This is a genomic window from Streptomyces chartreusis NRRL 3882 (genome assembly GCF_900236475.1).
Lineage (GTDB): Bacteria > Actinomycetota > Actinomycetes > Streptomycetales > Streptomycetaceae > Streptomyces > Streptomyces chartreusis_D.
Map to the genome: position 1 here is coordinate 6,176,451 of NZ_LT963352.1, position 14,569 is coordinate 6,191,019.

At 71.8% G+C, this 14,569-nt stretch carries 9 protein-coding genes, 3 tRNA genes and 1 pseudogene; 6 read left to right on the forward strand and 7 right to left on the reverse strand.

The features are described 5' to 3' along the window. Window positions 1–119 precede the first annotated feature (119 nt). From SCNRRL3882_RS27930 to SCNRRL3882_RS27940, 3 genes are all read left to right on the forward strand, one after another. Window positions 120–1,385, forward strand: a complete 1,266-nt coding sequence (locus tag SCNRRL3882_RS27930; RefSeq protein WP_010042245.1) for an NAD(P)/FAD-dependent oxidoreductase — start codon at window positions 120–122, stop codon at window positions 1,383–1,385. Window positions 1,386–1,423: 38 nt separating this feature from the next. Then, window positions 1,424–3,346, forward strand: a complete 1,923-nt coding sequence (gene dnaG / locus SCNRRL3882_RS27935) for a DNA primase (RefSeq protein WP_010042247.1) — start codon at window positions 1,424–1,426, stop codon at window positions 3,344–3,346. An 86-nt stretch (window positions 3,347–3,432) separates the two neighbouring features. Further along, on the forward strand, window positions 3,433–4,725 hold the full coding sequence (locus SCNRRL3882_RS27940; protein WP_010042249.1) for an RNA polymerase sigma factor: 1,293 nt from the start codon (window positions 3,433–3,435) through the stop codon (window positions 4,723–4,725). 127 nt (window positions 4,726–4,852) lie between these two features. On the opposite strand, the gene SCNRRL3882_RS27945 is transcribed toward SCNRRL3882_RS27940, so the two are convergent. The 4 genes from SCNRRL3882_RS27945 to SCNRRL3882_RS27960 all read right to left on the reverse strand — a co-directional run bounded on the left by SCNRRL3882_RS27945 (window position 4,853) and on the right by SCNRRL3882_RS27960 (window position 10,525). Next, window positions 4,853–6,781, reverse strand: a complete 1,929-nt coding sequence (locus tag SCNRRL3882_RS27945; RefSeq protein WP_029181344.1) for an ABC transporter ATP-binding protein — start codon at window positions 6,779–6,781, stop codon at window positions 4,853–4,855. Then, window positions 6,781–8,514: an ABC transporter ATP-binding protein gene (locus tag SCNRRL3882_RS27950; RefSeq protein ID WP_010042254.1), complete on the reverse strand. Its 1,734-nt coding sequence runs from the start codon at window positions 8,512–8,514 to the stop codon at window positions 6,781–6,783. Before SCNRRL3882_RS27950 ends, SCNRRL3882_RS27945 begins: the two co-directional genes overlap by 1 nt. 103 nt (window positions 8,515–8,617) lie before the next feature. Next, window positions 8,618–10,066, reverse strand: coding sequence for an FGGY family carbohydrate kinase (locus SCNRRL3882_RS27955; protein WP_029181345.1), 1,449 nt, complete (start codon window positions 10,064–10,066; stop codon window positions 8,618–8,620). Window positions 10,067–10,219: 153 nt separating this feature from the next. Next, window positions 10,220–10,525 carry a hypothetical protein gene (locus tag SCNRRL3882_RS27960; protein ID WP_010042257.1) on the reverse strand — a complete coding sequence of 102 codons (306 nt, stop codon included), beginning with the start codon at window positions 10,523–10,525 and terminating at the stop codon, window positions 10,220–10,222. Window positions 10,526–10,685: 160 nt separating this feature from the next. On the opposite strand from SCNRRL3882_RS27960, the gene SCNRRL3882_RS27965 reads away from it, so the two are divergent. The 3 genes from SCNRRL3882_RS27965 (at window position 10,686) to SCNRRL3882_RS27975 (ending at window position 11,099) form a co-directional block, all read left to right on the forward strand. Further along, window positions 10,686–10,758: transfer RNA gene (locus SCNRRL3882_RS27965), tRNA-Asn, on the forward strand. A gap of 5 nt (window positions 10,759–10,763) precedes the next feature. Next, window positions 10,764–10,836, forward strand: a tRNA-Asn gene (locus SCNRRL3882_RS27970). Window positions 10,837–11,025: 189 nt separating this feature from the next. Then, window positions 11,026–11,099: transfer RNA gene (locus SCNRRL3882_RS27975), tRNA-Ile, on the forward strand. A gap of 241 nt (window positions 11,100–11,340) precedes the next feature. On the opposite strand, the pseudogene SCNRRL3882_RS27980 reads toward SCNRRL3882_RS27975, so the two are convergent. The 3 genes and pseudogenes from SCNRRL3882_RS27980 to SCNRRL3882_RS27990 form a co-directional block, all read right to left on the reverse strand. Then, window positions 11,341–11,830: pseudogene (locus tag SCNRRL3882_RS27980) on the reverse strand (response regulator). A gap of 65 nt (window positions 11,831–11,895) precedes the next feature. Beyond that, the gene (gene uppS, locus SCNRRL3882_RS27985) at window positions 11,896–13,632 is read right to left on the reverse strand and encodes a polyprenyl diphosphate synthase (protein WP_010042262.1); all 1,737 of its coding nucleotides are present in this window, start codon (window positions 13,630–13,632) and stop codon (window positions 11,896–11,898) included. Between the two features lie 187 nt (window positions 13,633–13,819). After that, on the reverse strand, window positions 13,820–14,515 hold the full coding sequence (locus SCNRRL3882_RS27990) for an ANTAR domain-containing protein (protein ID WP_040903443.1): 696 nt from the start codon (window positions 14,513–14,515) through the stop codon (window positions 13,820–13,822). Window positions 14,516–14,569 lie beyond the last annotated feature (54 nt).

Consider the following 14,569-nt stretch of genomic DNA (forward strand, 5'->3'; position numbering starts at 1 on the left):
GGGGAGCCCGGCACGCCCGATCGTGACCCTCCGTGGCCTGATCGGGTCACTCCCCCTTCCCGCATCACGCTCCGTGCGGGACGCTCGCAAGTGGCGACACCCTTACGAGGAGGCACCAAGTGGTCGACGCGGATCAGACATTCATCATCGTCGGAGGCGGACTCGCCGGCGCCAAGGCGGCCGAGACGCTCCGGGCGGAGGGCTTCACCGGCCGGGTGATACTGATCTGCGACGAACGTGACCACCCCTACGAGCGTCCGCCGCTGTCCAAGGGCTACCTCCTCGGCAAGGAGGAACGCGACAGCGTCTTCGTGCACGAGCCCGCCTGGTACGCGGCGAACGACATCGAGCTGCACCTCGGCCAGACCGTCGACGCGATCGACCGTGCGGCCAAGACCGTCCGCTTCGGCGAGGACGGCACCGTCGTCCGCTACGACAAGCTGCTCCTGGCGACCGGCGCCGAGCCCCGCCGCCTCGACATCCCGGGCACGGACCTGGCCGGCGTCCACCACCTGCGCCGGCTCGCGCACGCCGAGCGGCTCAAGCACGTACTGACCAATCTCGGGCGGGACAACGGCCACCTCGTGATCGCGGGCGCCGGCTGGATCGGCCTGGAGGTCGCGGCGGCGGCCCGCGAGTACGGCGCGGAGGTCACCGTGGTCCACCGCGGGCCGACCCCGCTGCACCACGTCCTCGGCCCCGAGCTCGGCCAGCTCTTCGCCGACCTGCACCGCGACCACGGCGTCCGCTTCCACTTCGGCAGCCGGCTCACCGAGATCGTCGGCCAGGACGGCATGGTCCTCGCGGCCCGCACGGACGACGGCGAGGAACACCCGGCGCACGACGTCCTGGCCGCGATCGGCGCGGCCCCGCGGGTCGCCCTCGCCGAGGCGGCCGGGCTGGAGATCGCCGACCGGGCGCGCGGCGGCGGCGTCGTGGTCGACGAGCGGCTGCGCACCTCCGACCCCGACATCTACGCGGCCGGCGACGTGGCCTCCTTCCACCACACCCTCTTCGAGACCAGCCTGCGGGTGGAGCACTGGGCCAACGCGCTGAACGGCGGCCCGGCGGCGGCCCGCTGCATGCTCGGCCGGGACGTGACGTACGACCGGGTTCCCTACTTCTTCTCCGACCAGTACGACCTCGGCATGGAGTACTCCGGCTGGGCGCCCCCGGGGACGTACGATCAGGTGGTGATCCGGGGGGACGCGAGCCGGCGCGAGTTCATCGCCTTCTGGGTGAAGGAGGGCCGGGTGCTGGCCGGGATGAACGTGAACGTGTGGGATGTCACAGACAAGATCCAGCAGCTGATCCGGTCGAAGGCCCGGGTGAGCACGGAGGCACTGGCGGACCCGCACGCACCGCTGGACAGCCTCGCCTCCTAGCCGTCGGGAGTGTCGGTTCCGCCCCGTAGAATCGCTCCGTGGCTGGGCGGATCAACGACGAGGACGTGAAGGCGGTACGGGACGCGGTCCCGATCGACGCCGTGGTGTCCGAGTACCTCCAGCTGCGGGGCGCGGGCGGCGGCAACCTCAAGGGTCTCTGCCCGTTCCACGACGAGAAGTCACCGTCCTTCCAGGTCAGCCCGAGCAAGGGACTGTTCCACTGCTTCGGCTGCCAGGAGGGCGGCGACACCATCACGTTCGTGATGAAGATCGACCACCTCTCCTTCTCGGAGGCGGTCGAGCGCCTGGCCGGCCAGGCGGGCATCACCCTGCGCTACGAGGAGGGCGGGTACAACCCCTCCCACCAGCGCGGCGAACGCATCCGCCTGGTCGAGGCCCACAAGATCGCGGCCGAGTGGTACGCGGAACAGCTCGCGACCTCCCCCGAGGCCGACACCGGCCGGGTCTTCCTCGCCGAGCGCGGTTTCGACCAGGCCGCCGCCGTCCACTTCGGCGTCGGCTACAGCCCCCAGGGCTGGGACCACCTCACGCGTTACCTGCGCGGCAAGGGCTTCACGGACAAGGAACTCATCCTCTCCGGCCTCGCCCAGGAGGGCCGCCGCGGCCCCATCGACCGGTTCCGCGGCCGCCTGATGTGGCCCATCCGCGACATCGGCGGCGACGTCGTCGGCTTCGGCGCCCGCAAGCTGTACGAGGCGGACAACGGCCCCAAGTACCTCAACACTCCCGACACGGCGATCTACCGGAAGTCCCAGGTCCTCTACGGCATCGACCTGGCGAAGAAGGAGATCGCGAAGACGAGCCGCGCGGTGGTCGTCGAGGGCTACACGGACGTGATGGCCTGCCACCTGGCCGGGGTGACGACCGCCATCGCCACCTGCGGCACGGCCTTCGGCGGCGACCACATCAAGATCCTCCGCCGCCTGCTGATGGACAACGGCTCGGCCCGCGTCATCTTCACCTTCGACGGCGACGCCGCCGGCCAGAAGGCCGCCCTGCGCGCGTTCGAGGACGACCAGAAGTTCGCCGCCGAGACGTACATCGCCATCGCCCCCGACGGCATGGACCCCTGTGACCTGCGCCTGGCCAAGGGCGACGAGGCAGTGGCGGACCTGGTCGAACCCCGCACCCCGCTCTTCGAGTTCGCCCTCCGCCAGATCGTGAGCCGCTACGACCTCGACACCCCGGCCGGCCGCGCCGCCGCCCTGGACGAGGCCGCTCCGATCGTCGCCCGCATCAAGAACAGCGGCGCCCAGCACGAGGTCGCCGTCCAGCTCGCCGGCATGCTCGGCATCCTCGACACCCAGTTCGTGGTCAAGCGCGTGGCCCAGCTGGCCCGCTGGGCCCGCGACCGCGGCGGCAAGGGCCCGGCCCCGGACCGGCACCAGCACGGGTCACAGCAGTACGCCGCCGCCCAGCCGTCCGCCGCCCCCCGCGGCCCGGCCCTCAACCTGCGCAACCCCGTCTACGCCACCGAACGCGAACTGCTCAAACTCGCCCTCCAGCGCCCCGAGCTGGTCTCCCCGGCCTTCGACGCGTACGGCGTCGACGAGTTCACCGCCCCGCCCTACGCCGCCGTACGCCAGGCCATCCTGGACGCCGGCGGCGCCGAACTGGGCGTCGCGGACCCCCAGGACTACCTGGTGAAGGTCCGTGAGGCCGCCCCGGACGACGCGGTCCGCGCGATGGTGACGGAACTGGCCGTCGAGGCGATCCTGCTGCACAAGGGCGTGAAGGGCGTCGACGAGACCTACGCGGGCGCCCAGTTGGTCACCGTCCGCCGCCGCGCCGTCGAACGCCGCATCCGCGACATCACGAGCCAGCTCACCCGCCTCGGCACCCACGGCGACCCGGCCCAGCTGGCCGCCGTGCAGAACGAACTCTGGGTCCTCCAGCAGTACGACCAGGCCCTCCGGGAGCACGGCGCCGCCGCGCTCTGAGGTCACCGCGCGGTCACGGACCGGAAGCAAAAAGTCATCGCACGCCCCTCGTGGCGAGGATGTGTCTTACCCCACACTGGGTTCCGGTGCCTGAGTCCTCGGAGCGCGGCCGATCCGTCCCCGACGGGTCCCAGACCCCCGCGGTTCCGCTCATCGCGTACGGGACGGACAGCGGCGAGGCCGCCGACTCCGCCCCCGAAGTACCGCTGCCGCCCTCCTTGGCAGCGATCATCCTGGAGGTCGCCCCCGTGCAGACCCAGACCCTCACCCAGACCGACGCCAGCGGTGCCGTCGGCGTCGACGGCAGCGCACCGGACGCGGAGGACGACGTCCTCCCCGCGGTCCCGGCGCAGAGCCGCGTCGTGCTCCGCCCCGAGACGGAACCGGAGGAGCCGCCCGCCGAGGCCATCGAGACGGCCGAGGCTCCCGAGGCCGTCGAACCGCCACCGGCCCGCCCCGACACCGGTGGCCCCTCCTCCGACCTGTTCCGCCAGTACCTGCGGGAGATCGGCCGCATCCCCCTGCTGACCGCCGCCGAGGAGGTCGAACTCGCCCGCCGCGTCGAGGCCGGCCTGTTCGCCGAGGAGAAGCTGCGACTCGCCCCCGACCTGGACAGCCAGCTGGCGCTGGACCTCGACCGCCTCGTCGTCATGGGCCGGATGGCCAAGCGCCGCCTCATCGAGGCCAACCTGCGCCTGGTCGTCTCCGTCGCCAAGCGCTACGTCGGGCGCGGCCTGACCATGCTCGACCTCGTCCAGGAGGGCAACCTGGGGCTCATCCGGGCCGTCGAGAAGTTCGACTACGCCCGCGGCTACAAGTTCTCCACCTACGCCACCTGGTGGATCCGCCAGGCCATGTCCCGCGCCCTGGCCGACCAGGCCCGCACCATCCGCGTCCCCGTGCACGTCGTGGAGCTCATCAACCGGGTCGTCCGCGTCCAGCGCCGCATGCTCCAGGAGCGGGGGTACGAGCCGACACCGGAAGAGGTCGCCGCCCACCTCGACCTGCCCCCGGAGCGCGTCAGCGAAGTGCTGCGCCTCGCCCAGGAGCCGGTGTCGTTGCACGCGCCCGTGGGCGAGGAGGACGACGTCGCCCTCGGCGACCTGATCGAGGACGGCGACGCCACCAGCCCCGTCGAATCCGCCGCGTTCCTCCTGCTCAAGGAGCATCTGGAAGCGGTCCTGTCGACCCTGGGGGAGCGGGAGCGCAAGGTCGTCCAGCTCCGCTACGGCCTCGCCGACGGCCGCCCCCGCACGCTGGAGGAGATCGGCCGCATCTTCGGCGTCACCAGGGAACGCATACGGCAGATCGAGTCGAAGACCCTGAACAAGCTCCGCGACCACGCCTTCGCGGACCAGCTGAGGGGTTATCTGGACTGATGCCGCCCGCGGGCCGGCGGGGGTCGTTCGCGCAGTTCCCCGCGCCCCTCGGGGGCGTTCAGCTGACGCCCGTCAGGGGCGCGGGGCTGTATCGATGTGCGGCTCCGCCGCGTGGGACGCGACCAGCTCAGTCGACCTCTGCCGCCGCCTGCGCGAACTGCGCCTTGTACAGCCGGGCGTAGGCCCCGCCCGCCGCCAGCAGCTCCTCGTGTCCGCCCTGCTCCACGATCGCCCCGTTCTCCATCACCAGAATCGTGTCCGCGTCCCGGATCGTCGACAGCCGGTGTGCGATGACGAACGAGGTGCGTCCGTGCGCGAGTTTGGCCATCGCCTTCTGGATGAGTACCTCGGTGCGGGTGTCGACCGAGCTGGTGGCCTCGTCGAGCACCAGGATCACCGGGTCGGACAGAAACGCCCGGGCGATGGTGATCAGCTGCTTCTCACCCGCGCTGACCCCCGCCCCCTCGTCGTCGATCACCGTGTCGTACCCGTCCGGCAGCGTACGGATGAACCGGTCCGCGTGCGCGGCCCGGGCCGCCTCCTCGATCTCCCCCCGCGTCACGTCCCGCGCGGCCCCGTACGCGATGTTCTCCGCGATGGTGCCGCCGAACAGCCAGGTGTCCTGGAGCACCATGCCGATCCCGGCGCGCAGTTCGTCCCGGGACATCCGCGCGATGTCGACCCCGTCGAGGGTGATACGCCCGCCGGTGACGTCGTAGAACCGCATCAAGAGGTTCACCAGCGTCGTCTTGCCGGCACCGGTCGGGCCGACGATGGCCACCGTCTGCCCGGGCTCGACCTTCAGCGACAGGTCCTCGATCAGCGGCTTGTCGGGGTCGTAGCGGAACGACACGTGCTCCAGCGCCACCTGCCCGCGCAGTTCCTCGGGCCGCACGCCCGGCACCGGGTCGGCGCCCTGCTCCTCCGCGTCCAGCAGTTCGAAGACCCGCTCGGCCGAGGCGACGCCCGACTGCACCAGGTTCGCCATGGACGCGACCTGCGTCAGCGGCATGGAGAACTGCCGCGAGTACTGGATGAAGGCCTGCACATCACCGATGGACAGCGAGCCAGTGGCGACCCGCAGCCCGCCGACGACCGCGACCAGCACGTAGTTGAGGTTCGACACGAAGAACATCAGCGGCTGCATGACGCCGCTGTTGAACTGCGCCCGGAACCCGGCCTCGTACAGCGCCTCGTTCTGCTCGGCGAACTGCCGCGCCGACTCCTCCTGCCGTCCGAACACCTTCACGAGCGCGTGCCCGGTGTACATCTCCTCGATGTGCGCGTTCAGGGCGCCCGTCGAGCGCCACTGCTGCACGAAGTGCGGCTGCGACCGCTTGCCCACGCGCGTGGCGATGACGAACGACAGCGGCACCGTCACCAGCGCGACCAGCGCCAGGATCCACGAGACGTAGAACATCATGGCGAGCACGCCGATGATGGTCAGCACCGAGTTGATGAGCTGCCCCATCGACTGCTGGAGCGTCTGCCCGATGTTGTCGATGTCGTTCGTCGCCCGGGACAGCACCTCGCCGCGCTGGCGCTTGTCGAAGTACGACAGCGGCAGCCGCGACAGCTTCGTCTGCACGTCCTCGCGCATCCGGAACATGGTGTGGTTCACGGCCCGGTTCACCAGCCGCGTCGCCACCGCCATCAGCAGCCCGGCCACCGTGAACACGCCCAGCGCGAGCAGCAGCACGTGCCCGACGGCGGTGAAGTCGATGCCCTCGCCCGGGGTGAAGTCGGTGCTGCGCAGCATGTCGGCGACGTCACCGTCCCCGCGCTGCCGCATCTGGTCGAGCACCTGCTCCTTGCTCGCCCCCTCCGGCATCCCCCGCCCGACGATGCCCGCGAAGACCAGGTCGGTCGCCTTGCCGAGGATCTTCGGCCCGACGACGTTGAGGCCGACGCTGAGCACCACGCACGCCAGCAGCACGACGATGGTGATGCGCTCCGGCCGGAACCGCGCGACGAGCCGTTTGCCCGACCCCTTGAAGTCCAGCGAGCGCTGGTCGGGGCCGCCCCCGGCCATCATCCGCCCCATGGGCCCCGCCATCAGGCAGCCTCCGCTTCCGTGAGCTGGGAGAGCACGATCTCCCGGTAGGTCTCGTTGTCCGCCATCAGCTCGTGGTGCCGGCCGGTGCCGACGACCCGGCCCTCGTCGAGGACGACGATCCGGTCGGCGTCCCGGATGGTCGCCACCCGCTGGGCGACGATCACCACGGTCGCCTCCGCGGTCTCCTGCGCGAGCGCGGCGCGCAGGGCGGCGTCCGTGGCGTAGTCGAGGGCGGAGAAGGAGTCGTCGAAGAGGTAGATCTCCGGCCGCTGCACGAGCGTCCGGGCGATCGCGAGCCGCTGCCGCTGACCGCCCGAGACGTTCGTCCCGCCCTGCGCGATCGGCGCGTCGAGCCCGCCCTCCAGCCGCTGGACGAACTCCTTGGCCTGCGCCACCTCCAGCGCGTGCCACAGCTCCTCGTCGGTGGCGTCCGGATTGCCGTAGCGCAGGTTGGTCGCGACCGTGCCCGCGAACAGATACGGCTTCTGGGGCACCAGCCCGACGGTCTTCGCGAGCAGCTCCGGATCGATCTCCGCCGCCTCGACACCGTCCACGAGCACCTGCCCCTCGGTCGCGTCGAACAGCCGCGGGACCAGCCCGAGCAGCGTGGACTTGCCGCTGCCGGTCGAGCCGATGACGGCGGTCGTCTCGCCCGGCCGGGCCACCAGGTCCACGGCCCGCAGCACCGGCTCCTCGGCACCCGGGTAGCGGAAGCCCGCCCCGCGGAGCTCCAGATGCCCGTGCCGCCGCAGCTCCCGCACGGGCGCGGACGGCGGCACGACGCTCGACGAGGTGTCCAGCACCTCCTGGATGCGCTCCGCACACACCTCCGCGCGCGGCACCATCATGAACATGAAGGTGGCCATCATCACGGACATGACGATCTGCATCAGATAGGCGAGGAACGCCGTCAGGTCACCGATCTGCATCCCGCCGCTGTCGATCCGGTGCGCGCCGAACCACACCACGGCGATGGACGACATGTTCACCACCGTCATGACGATCGGGAACATCAGCGCGAGCAGGTTGCCGGTGCCCAGCGCGAAGTCGGTGAGATCGGTGTTGGCCTTCCGGAAGCGCTGCTGCTCGTACTCGTCCCGGACGAAGGCCCGGATGACGCGGTTGCCGGTGATCTGCTCGCGCAGCACCCGGTTCACCGTGTCCAGCCGCTCCTGCATGGCCCGGAACAGCGGCCGCAGCCGCCGCACGATCAGCGTCACGCAGATGCCCAGCACCGGCACGACCGCCACCAGCACCCCGGACAGCGGCACGTCCAGCCCGAGCGCCAGCACGATGCCGCCCACGCACATGATCGGCGCCGACACCATCAGTGTGAACGTCATCAGCACCAGCATCTGCACCTGCTGGACGTCGTTCGTCGTGCGGGTGATCAGCGAGGGGGCCCCGAAGTGACCCACCTCACGCGCGGAGAACGACTGCACCCGGTCGAACACGGCGGCCCGCACGTCCCGCCCGAGCGCCGACGCCGTACGGGCGCCGTAGTACACGGCACCGATGTTGCACACGACCTGGACCAGCGACATGCCGATCATCAGGGCGCCGTAGCCGAGGATGTAGCCGGTGTCGCCGTTCACGACACCCCGGTCGATGATGTGCGCGTTCAGCGTGGGCAGGTAGAGCGTGGCGCAGGTCTGCAGGAACTGCAGCAGCACCAGCAGAGCGATGGGTCTCTTGTAGGGCCTGAGACAGGTCCGCAGGAGTCGTATGAGCACGCTGCTTCTCTCGGAGTGGGGTGACGGGGCGGTTGGTTGCCCGTGGCCCCTATCGTCGAACACTCCACCCGCGTTACCTCAACCGAATTAACCCAACAGGCGGTCAAAACGCCCCGGGATGCGTCTGCTCCCGCACCGACACGAACTGCTGCCGCACCGCCTGCCCCACGGCCAGCTCCTCCCCGGGCTCCAGCACCTGCGCGACCGCGCCCTGCCAGGCCGGCGGGGTCCGCGCGTCGAGCGTGCCCTGGGACGCCCCGAGCGCCCATGCCGCCTGCCGGGCGGCCCCGATCGCCGCGTAGTCCGCCGGTTGCGGCACCACGACCTGCGTCCCGAACAGCGACGGCGCGGCCGCCTGCACGGCGGGCAGCTCGGCGGCCGGACCGAGCAGGAACACCCGCCGCACCTCCACACCCCGGGCGCGCAGCATGTCCAGCGCGTCCGCGAGCCCGCACAGCATGCCCTCGAACGCGGCCCGCGCCAGATGCTCCGCCTTCATCGACTCGCGCCTGAGCCCCGCCAGGGTCCCCGCGGTGTGCGGCAGGTTCGGCGTCCGCTCACCCTCCAGATAGGGCAGCAGCACCAGCCCGTGCGCCCCCGGCGTCGACTTCATCGCCAGCTCGGACAGGCTCTCCAGATCGGGCAGCCCCAGCAGCTCCGCGGTCCCGCGCAGCGTGCGTACGGCGTTCAGCGTGGTGACGACCGGCAGGTGCATGCCGGTCGCGTCGGCCAACGCGGTGATCATGCCGGAGCCGTCGACCAGCGCCTCGGGATGCACGGCCATCACGGACCCGGACGCGCCCAGCGACACGACGGCGTCCCCGAGCCCGATGCCGAGCCCGAACGCCGCCGCCATGGTCTCGCCGGTCCCTACGGAGATCAGCAGCCCCTCCGGCGTCGTACCGGCCGCGTCCGCCGGGCCGATCACCTCCGGCAGCATCACCTGGTGCCCGAGCGCCAGCTCGACCAGGTCGGGCCGGTAGGCGCCGGTCGCCGCGGACCAGTACCCGGTCCCGGACGCCCCGCCCCGGTCGGTGGTTCTGCGGACCGGCCGGCCCAGCAGCTGCCACACCAGCCAGTCATGGGCCTGCAGCAGGATCGCGGTGCGCTGCGCGTTCTCCGGCTCGGTCCGGGCCAGCCAGCGCAGCTTCGTCACCGGCTGCGCGGCCTGCGGCACACACCCCACCGCCTGCGCCCACGCCTCGCGCCCCCCGAGCGCGTCGATCAGGTCGGCCGCCGCGACCTGCGTCCGCTTGTCGGCGCCGACCATCGCCGGCCGCACGGTGTTGCCCTGCGCGTCCAGCGGCACGACGGCGTTCTGCTGCGCCGAGACGCCGATCGCCTGCACGCCCTCCAGCAGCCCGCCGCCCGCGGCCTCGCCCAGGGACAGCAGCCAGGCCTGCGGGTCGACGTCGGACGGCCGGCCGCCGCTGTCGGGGCTCTCCACCGGATGCGGTGCATATCCCTGCCTGAGCACGGCTCCGGAGTCCGTGTCACAGACGACGATACGAGTGAAATCGGGTGAACTGTCCAACCCGGCGACTATCCCCATGGCCAAAATTCTGCCGTACCGCTGCGCCGGCTGGAGCCGTGGGCGCCGTGGGGGGTGTCGCCGGGCTTCGGGTGCGGGTCTCGTCGTGGCCGGTCGCGCAGTTCCCCGCGCCCCTTGGGGGCGCGGGCGTACTCGGCGCCTGACAAGGGACTGTTACGTGTTGCTCGTGCCCCAGTCGTCCTCGCCGCCGTTGTGGGTGGCGCGCTCCTTGAGGTGGCGGACGCGTTCGGCCACCGAGTCGGGGACGCGGTCGCCGACCCTGTCGCTCACCACGTGGTAGGCCTTGCCCGCGAACTCGCGGCCCTGCTGGGCTGCCGTCTCCGCGGTGTTACGGACGGCCGGGTTCTGTGCGAACTGCTGGGCCGACTTCTTCAGCTGTTCGTAGCGCTCGCGTCCGGCCCTCGTGCCCAGCACGTAACCCAGGACGACTCCGGCGACGAACGTGAGCCGGTAACGCATGGCGGCCACCCTTCCCTTGCGTAGGTCTCCGATGCGGCGACGGCGCCGGGGAGTACCGATTGGCGGAGCACCCCCCTGCTTGCGCTAATGTATGTGTCGCAGCGAGCGCGCGCCCCCTGGCGAATACCCAGGTAGGTACGTTCGATGCAAAACGAGACCTTCCTCGGTAGCTCAATTGGCAGAGCAGCCGGCTGTTAACCGGCAGGTTACTGGTTCGAGTCCAGTCCGGGGAGCTCGGTCCTCCGTAGCTCAATTGGCAGAGCAGCCGGCTGTTAACCGGCAGGTTACTGGTTCGAGTCCAGTCGGGGGAGCATGCTGAACGAGGACCCCCGCAGGGGTCCTTTTTCATGTCCGTTCCGATCTTCCGGGAACCGCGCGGCGCCGGGCGCAGTCCTCATGGTCACGAAGGCCGTGCGTAGCCGACCATCCGAAGCAGGAGATCGTATGAGCGGCTATGCTGCGGCAGACGGCGCGCACACATGTACGCGACACGCCGCTATGGGGCGGTAGCTCAGCCGGTTAGAGCAGCGGACTCATAATCCGTCGGCCGTGGGTTCGAGTCCCACCCGCCCCACCTTTGCAGGTCGCTGACCTGCTGAAACGTTCATTTTTGGGTGCCGGAGCGTCAACTTCGCCTGGACGGACCGAATCCGCTGCTCGTGGGTTTGGAGTCGGGCGGTGCTCGGGGGAGCTCCACACCCTGACCTGCGGGTGAGTAGATGGCCGGTGCGCGGACGCGGTAGGGCGACGTCGGCTGCCGTCTGTGCGGTCGACGACCGGTGCGGGAACCCGCTGCCACACGGCGCGCGCACGGCTCATCGGCCGGCCTCCGACCGCGGGCGCTCGTCCAGCAGTCCGGCCCGCTGCGCCAGCAGCGCGGCCTGCACCCGGCTCGTCACCCGCAGCTTGGTGAGGACCGCGCTGACGTGGTCCTTCACCGTGCCGCACGACACCGCCCGCGGCCAGGGTGCGCACCAGGTGGGCGAGCTGGTCGGGCTCGGTGTCCTTGAGGAGGAAGCCGGCCGCGCCGGAGTGCAGCGCGGTCAGGATGTACTCGTCGGTGTCGAACGTGGTCAGCATCGCCACCACCGGCGGATCGGGCATCGTGCGCAGCTCGCGCAGGACGGTGAGCCCGTCGACGTCCGGCATCCGGATGTCCAGCAGCACCACGTCGGGTCGCTCCCGGCGGACGGTCCCCACCGCGTCGCCGCCGCTCGCGGTCGCGACGACCTCGATGTCCTCGGACGCGCCGAGAATGAGTTCGAAGCCCGAGCGGACCAGTGCCTCGTCACGGTGGGGTGGCACCCTCCAGTCGGCAGGGGCACCGCTCCCGGCCGACGCGGCGTCCCCCGCACAAAGCGGCGTTCGGCTCAGGGCGTGGGCGTCGGGGCGGAGCCGTGGCGGCGCTGGCGGTGGGTGTACGCGGTGATCGCCTGCCACAGGTGGCGGCGGTCGGTGTCGGGCCAGAGGTCCGGGGTGAAGTGCAGCTCGGCGTAGGCGGTGTGCCAGGGCAGGAAGTTGGAGGTGCGCTGCTCGTTGCCGGTGCGCCAGAGCAGGTCGACGTCCGGCATGTCCGGGCGGGGCAGGTGCCGCGCGAAGTCCTCCTCGCCGATCAGGTCGGGATCCAGCTGGCCGGCCCGGGCCCGGCGGGCGAGGGCCGCGGCGGCGCGGGTGAGCTCGTCGCGGCCGCCGTAGTCGATGCACATCGTCAGCGTCAGGCCGGTGCGCGTGCGGGTACCGCGCTCCCGCAGGTGGAGCAGGTCGGCCAGGTCGGGCGGCAGGCGGCCGGCGCGGCCGTGCCAGCGCAGCCGGACGTCGAGGTCGCGGAAGGGGTCGTCGACGACCTCGCGGCGCAGGAGGTCCAGGATGGCGTCGACCTCCCGCGGATCGCGGTGCCAGTTCTCGGTGGAGAAGGTGTAGAGCGTCAGGTGCCGCAGACCGATCTCCAGCGCGCCGTGCACCACCTCGCGGACGGCGGCGGCGCCGGCCCGGTGTCCCTCGTGCCGGGGCAGCCCGCGCTGCTGGGCCCAGCGGCCGTTGCCGTCCATGATCACGGCGACGTGGGCGGGGAGCCGGTCCGGCGGGAGGGGCGGGGGCCGATGGCCGCCGGGGTGCGGTGGCGGCGGCCGGAAGCTCCGGACGGGTGCCGTCCGCCCGGCCGGGGACGGGTCGCCGGGCCCGGCGGGCCGTGCGGGCGGCACCGTCGGCGGAGTCAGACTCCAGGCCAGGGCGGCGCGGGCCCGGGCGGGGACGAGGATGCGGGCCCGGGTGCGGAGCGCGGGCCGGGGCGGGCGCCGCAGGAGAGCCGGGCCGGCGGAGCCGATCGCGTCGAGCTGGGCGCGGAGCAGGGCGGCCATGGTGGTCAGGACGGTGGCGGGCCCGGGGTGCATGCCGCGGCAGAGGCCGTCCTGGGTCACCCACTGGCGGGCCAGGCCGGTCAGCTGCGTGACCAGGGCCGCGACGGCGGGGCTCCAGCGCCGGTGCGCCAGGTCGTCCGCGGCCCCCGGGCAGGACCGCACGGCCTCGTCGGGCAGGAGGAGGTCGCCCTGGGCGAGGTCGGCGGACAGGTCGGTCAGGATGTCCGTGAGCCGGACGCCGTCGAGGAACTCCTCGTAGGCCTCCCGGCAGTCCAGCCGGAGTGCCACGGGGACGCCCGCCCGGTCGAAGAGGGTGCGGACCTGGCCGAACCAGGGCAGCAGGTTGTCCCGGCCCCAGGTGCGCCACGCGGCCCAGTCGGTGAAGTGCCTGCCGCGGGTGTCGTCCTGGACCTGGACCATGGCGCCGTGCAGCTCGGACAGGTCCAGGCGCCAGCGCGCCGCGGTGTCGACCAGGGCGTGGCGGACCGGGTCCGGGCTCGTGCCGGTGGGCAGCTCGCGGTGCAGGGCGGTGATCCACTCCTCGACCCGGGCGGCCCGTTCGGCGGCGGGCGCGGTGCGGTCGTCGCCCAGGTCGTCGAGCGCGTTGGCCGCCGCCCAGAGGGCCCAGCAGGCCGGGCGCAGCCCCGCGGGCACCAGCTGGATCAGCGCGTACTCCGCCGGGTCCTGCTCCCTGGTCCGGCGCCGGCACAGCCCGTAGGCCGCCCGCAGCGCCGGATCGTCGCCGATCACCGCCCGTGCGGAGGTCGCTCGTCGGTCTGCCGGTCGTGTGTTCGCGCGAGGCACATCGCTCACAACGAGGACGGCACGTCCAGGTTGTGCGATGAGCGCGTGGGCTAGTGCATGTGGGTCGGGGTGCCGTCAGGAGCCGGTGCCGTCCTCCTCGGAAAGGGTGCCGGCGCGGTCGTCGGTCTCGCTCTCAGGTCCGGCCGCGGCGGGTGATGGCTCGCTGCAAGGCCTCGCGGAGGGCGGGGGACGGGCGGGGGCCGTCCGACTTCGCGCTCGCCGTCACCGCGGCGGCCACGTCGCGGAGCTTGGTGTTGGAGAGCTGGGAGGTCTCGCGGAGGATGTGCCAGGCCTCGTCGGACGTGCAGCCGTGGGTCGCCATCAGGATGCCCCGGGCCTGGTCGATGACCGGGCGGGAGGCGATGGCCTGGCGGAGCTGCTCGACCTCCTCCTGGAGGACGTGCAGGCGCTCCGCGCGTTCCAGGGCGACCGCGGACGGGGCCGGGGCGGACGGCTGGGCGGGCTCCGGGTCGGGCCGGGGCGTGGCCCGCAGGGGGTCGGTCGTGTCCAGGCCCGCCAGTTCCAGGATCCGGCGCGGCTGGCCGTTCCAGTTCGTGGTCGTGACCGTCACGAACCGCTGCCGGGCGAAGTCGCCCAGCACGTCGAGGAACTGCAGACCCGCCGTGTCCATGAAGTGCACGCCCCCCATGTCCAGATCCACCCGCGTGATCGTGGGCGGCAGTTCGGCCAGGGTCCTGGCCAGTGTTTCCGCGCAGCCGTGGACCAGCTCACCACACGGGGTGAGCTCAGCCCGTTCCGCGTCCACGCGGCCACTGATGACCAGTGTGTTCAACCCTCCTGTGCGATGTGGTGATGCCGCAGACGTCATGTCACCGCCTTCTCGGTCCTCGTCGGTCGCGTTCCTCCTCGCGGGAACTGCACG